This window comes from Kineococcus glutinatus, from assembly GCF_039542765.1.
Taxonomy (GTDB): Bacteria; Actinomycetota; Actinomycetes; order Actinomycetales; family Kineococcaceae; genus Kineococcus_A; species Kineococcus_A glutinatus.
The window spans coordinates 1-4383 of sequence record NZ_BAABIL010000030.1; the positions used below are offsets into that span (position 1 = coordinate 1).

Annotated in this window: 4 protein-coding genes; all 4 read right to left on the reverse strand. The window is 72.1% G+C overall.

The annotated features are described in order from the left end of the window. Positions 1-22: 22 nt before the first annotated feature. Positions 23-532, reverse strand: a complete 510-nt coding sequence (locus ABEB16_RS01765; RefSeq protein ID WP_345710558.1) for a gluconokinase — start codon at positions 530-532, stop codon at positions 23-25. After that, positions 529-1161, reverse strand: coding sequence for an amino-acid N-acetyltransferase (locus tag ABEB16_RS01770; RefSeq protein ID WP_425560079.1), 633 nt, complete (start codon positions 1159-1161; stop codon positions 529-531). The genes ABEB16_RS01765 and ABEB16_RS01770 overlap by 4 nt, the downstream gene beginning before the upstream one ends. Positions 1162-1299: 138 nt before the next feature. Then, positions 1300-3807, reverse strand: a complete 2508-nt coding sequence (locus ABEB16_RS01775) for an ATP-dependent Clp protease ATP-binding subunit (RefSeq protein ID WP_345710559.1) — start codon at positions 3805-3807, stop codon at positions 1300-1302. Between the two features lie 269 nt (positions 3808-4076). Then, on the reverse strand, positions 4077-4383 hold a 307-nt coding region (locus ABEB16_RS01780; protein ID WP_345710560.1), incomplete at its 5' end, for an FGGY-family carbohydrate kinase.

Here is a 4383-nt window from a genome sequence, read left to right on the forward strand (position 1 = left end):
CCCCGGCCGGGAGCGCCCCGGTCTACCGCCCGTCCTGCCCGAGGCGCTCGAGCACCTGGCGCAGGGTCTCCTCCGGCCCGCCCGTCACCGGCACCACGAACCCCGGCTCGTCCTCGGCGAGGGGCTCCAGCGCGTCGAGCTGGCTGCGCAGCAGGCTCGCGGGCATGTAGTGGTCCGTGCGCTCGGCGAGGCGCTCGGCGAGCACCGACTCGGCGACCTCCAGCTCGCAGAAGCGCACCGAGGGGTGGCCGTCGCGCAGCAGGTCGCGGTAGCGGCGCTTGAGGGCCGAGCAGGTCACGACGGAGCTGGTGCCCTCGACCTCCCGCTCGCCGATCCAGGTGGCGATGGAGGCCAGCCACGGCCAGCGGTCGTCGTCGTCGAGGGGGTGGCCGGCGGCCATCTTCGCCACGTTGGCGGCGGAGTGGAAGTCGTCGCCCTCCGCGTAGCGCCAGCCGAGGCTCTCGGCCACGCCCTGCGCGACCGTGGTCTTGCCCGAGCCGGAGACGCCCATGACGATCACGGTGGTGCTCATGACGGCGTTGATGGTGCGGCCCTCCCGTGTCCGGCCGCGGGCGACACCCGCAGCATCCTGGTGTTGCCGAGGGTGTTGGGTTTGACGCGCGCCAGGTCGAGGAACTCCGCGACACCCTCGTCGTGGGAGCGGAGCATCTCGGCGTAGACGTCGGGCGAGACGGGGGTGCCCTCGATCTCCTCGAAGCCGTGGGCGGCGAAGAAGGCGGTCTCGAAGGTGAGGCAGAAGAGCCGCTCCACCCCGAGGGCGTCGGCGCGGTCGAGCAGGGCCTGCAGCACGAGGTGCCCGACGCCGCGCCCGCGCACCTGCGGCGACACGGCGAGGGTGCGCACCTCGGCGAGGTCCTCCCACAGCACGTGCAGGGCGCCGCAGCCGACGACGCGGCCGTCGAGCTCGGCGACGATGAACTCCTGCACCGCCTCGTAGAGGGTGATGACCTCCTTGGCGAGCAGGATCCGCTGCTGGGCGTAGGCCTCCACCAGTGCGCGGACCTGCGGCACGTCGCGGGTGCGGGCCGGGCGCACGACGACGGCCGCGGCTGCGGCGTCCTGCGCTCCGGCGATCACGCGCCCGATCGTGCCAGCCGCGCTCTCGTCGCACCCACCCACCCCTCCCCCCTGGTCGCCCATCTCCGGGTTCGGGCGCTCCAGGGGTCCTCCGGAGCGCCCGAACCCGGAGATGGGCGACCCGGACGTGCGGGAGGGCCGCACCCTGGCTGGGGTGCGGCCCTCCGCGATCGCCGGTGCGGGCCGGTCAGCCCGCGGGCGTCACTCGGCGTCGCCGGCGCCGGCCTCCAGCGCCACGGTGACGGGCAGCTCGGCCTTCGTGGCGCCCTCGAAGGTGAAGCGCTTGGTGCCCTCCACCTCCTCGACGTCCACGAGGACGATCTGCCCCGGGCGCAGCTCGCCGTAGAGGATCTTCTCCGACAGGACGTCCTCGATGTCGCGCTGGATCGTCCGGCGCAGCGGCCGGGCGCCCATCACCGGGTCGTACCCCTTGGTGGCGAGCAGGACCTTGGCCGCGGGCGTCAGCTCGATGCCCATGTCCTTGTCCTTGAGGCGGTCGTCCAGCCGGGCCAGCATCAGGTCGACGATCTCGATGATCTCGTCCTGCGACAGCTGCGGGAAGACGACGATGTCGTCGACGCGGTTGAGGAACTCGGGCCGGAAGTGCTGCTTGAGCTCCTCGTTGACCTTGGCCTTCATCCGCTCGTAGTTGGTGAGCTTGGAGTTGCCCGCCGGCACGAAGCCGGTGGGGGCGCCCTTGGAGATGTCCCGCGTCCCCAGGTTGGTGGTCATGATGATCACGGTGTTCTTGAAGTCCACCGAGCGGCCCTGCGAGTCGGTCAGGCGGCCGTCCTCGAGGATCTGCAGCAGCGAGTTGAAGATGTCCGGGTGGGCCTTCTCCACCTCGTCGAAGAGGACGACCGAGAACGGCTTGCGCCGCACCTTCTCGGTGAGCTGGCCGCCCTCCTCGTAGCCGACGTAGCCGGGCGGGGAGCCGAACAGCCGCGAGACGGTGTGCTTCTCGGAGAACTCGCTCATGTCGAGCTGGATGAGCGCGTCCTCCTCGCCGAAGAGGAACTCCGCCAGCGCCTTGGCCAGCTCGGTCTTCCCGACGCCGGTGGGGCCGGCGAAGATGAACGAGCCACCGGGGCGCTTGGGGTCCTTCAGGCCGGCGCGGGTGCGGCGGATGGCCTGCGAGAGCGCCTTGACCGCGTCGGACTGCCCGACGATGCGCCGGTGCAGCTCCCCCTCCATGTTGAGCAGGCGGGAGGACTCCTCCTCGGTGAGCTTGAAGACCGGGATGCCCGTGGCCGTGGCCAGGACCTCCGCGATCAGCTCCTCGTCGACCTCGGCGACGACGTCCATGTCACCGGACTTCCACTGCTTCTCGCGCTCGCCGCGCTGCATGAGCAGCTTCTTCTCGCTGTCGCGCAGCGACGCCGCCTTCTCGAAGTCCTGCGCGTCGATCGCGGACTCCTTCTCGCGGCGCACCTCGGCGATGCGGTCGTCGAACTCGCGCAGGTCCGGCGGCGCGGTCATGCGGCGGATGCGCAGCCGGGCGCCGGCCTCGTCGATGAGGTCGATGGCCTTGTCGGGCAGGTAGCGGTCGTTGACGTAGCGGTCGGCCAGGGTCGCGGCCGCGACGAGCGCGGAGTCCGTGATCGACACCCGGTGGTGCGCCTCGTAGCGGTCGCGCAGGCCCTTGAGGATCTCGATGGCGTGGGCGAGGCTGGGCTCCGGCACCTGGATGGGCTGGAAGCGGCGCTCCAGGGCGGGGTCCTTCTCGATGTGCTTGCGGAACTCGTCGAGGGTGGTGGCCCCGATGGTCTGCAGCTCGCCGCGGGCCAGCATCGGCTTGAGGATGCTCGCCGCGTCGATGGCGCCCTCGGCGGCACCCGCCCCGACGAGGGTGTGGATCTCGTCGATGAACAGGATGATGTCGCCGCGGGTGCGGATCTCCTTGAGGACCTTCTTCAGCCGCTCCTCGAAGTCACCGCGGTAGCGGCTGCCCGCCACCAGCGCGCCGAGGTCGAGCGTGTAGATCTGCTTGTCCTTCAGCGTCTCGGGGACCTCCCCGCGGACGATGCCCTGCGCCAGGCCCTCGACGACCGCGGTCTTGCCGACGCCGGGCTCCCCGATGAGGATCGGGTTGTTCTTGGTGCGGCGGGACAGGACCTGCATGACGCGCTCGATCTGCGTCTCGCGGCCGATGACCGGGTCGAGCTTGCCCTCGCGGGCGGCCTGGGTGAGGTTGCGCCCGAACTGGTCGAGCACGAGGGAACCCGAGGGGGTGCCCTCCTGCGGGCCGCCGGCCGTGGCGGGCTCCTTGCCCTGGTAGCCGGACAGCAGCTGGATGACCTGCTGGCGGACGCGGTTGAGGTCGGCGCCGAGCTTGACGAGGACCTGGGCGGCGACGCCCTCGCCCTCGCGGATGAGCCCGAGCAGGATGTGCTCGGTGCCGATGTAGTTGTGCCCGAGCTGCAGCGCCTCGCGCAGCGACAGCTCCAGCACCTTCTTGGCCCGCGGGGTGAAGGGGATGTGCCCGGACGGGGCCTGCTGCCCCTGCCCGATGATCTCCTGGACCTGCTCCCGGACGGCGTCCAGGGAGATGCCCAGGGACTCGAGCGCCTTGGCGGCGACGCCCTCGCCCTCGTGGATGAGCCCGAGCAGGATGTGCTCGGTCCCGATGTAGTTGTGGTTGAGCATCCGGGCCTCTTCTTGGGCCAGGACGACGACCCGTCGGGCGCGGTCGGTGAACCTCTCGAACATGCGGCGCTCCTCGCGGGTGGTCGGGTCCAGGGGCACTCCCCCCAGCAGACCACTCCGATGCTAGACCTGGGCCCTGACAGCTTCACCCCGCACCGCGCTCCCGCGCAGCCCGGGGAGGGCAGCAGCACCCCTCGTGCTGTCCCAACCTGCGTGCGGGAGGCCCTGTTCCAGGTCGCTGTTCGCTCTCGGCGTAGGGTCCGCGCCCCGGTCCCGCCCGGGAACCGGGACGCGGACCGGGGCGCGGACCGGGGCGCGGACCCGCGCGGGGCTCAGCCCGCGACGGGCACGCCACCGTCCAGCAGCGGCTGCCACGCCGCCACCTGGCGCGGCTCGTAGCGGCGCAGCGCCTGGGTGCGCCGCAGCAGGTCCCGGGCGGCGGCGCGGCTGGCCAGGACGCCCGCCGCCCGCGCCTGCTCCAGCAGGTTGCCCAGGGCGGTCGCCTCCACCGGCCCGGCCAGGACCGGCAGCCCGCAGGCGTCGGCGGTGGCCTGCATGAGCAGCTCGTTCTGCGCGCCGCCGCCGACGACGTGCACGACGTCGACCTCGCGCCCGGACAGCCGCAGCGCCTCGCGCAGC

Bases quoted from the DNA above. Each gene is read 5' to 3' on its own strand.
- ABEB16_RS01775 (WP_345710559.1), bottom strand. From the start codon at position 3,807: ATGTTCGAGAGGTTCACCGACCGCGCCCGACGGGTCGTCGTCCTGGCC.
- ABEB16_RS01770 (WP_425560079.1), bottom strand. From the start codon at position 1,161: ATGGGCGACCAGGGGGGAGGGGTGGGTGGGTGCGACGAGAGCGCGGCT.
- ABEB16_RS01765 (WP_345710558.1), bottom strand. From the start codon at position 532: ATGAGCACCACCGTGATCGTCATGGGCGTCTCCGGCTCGGGCAAGACC.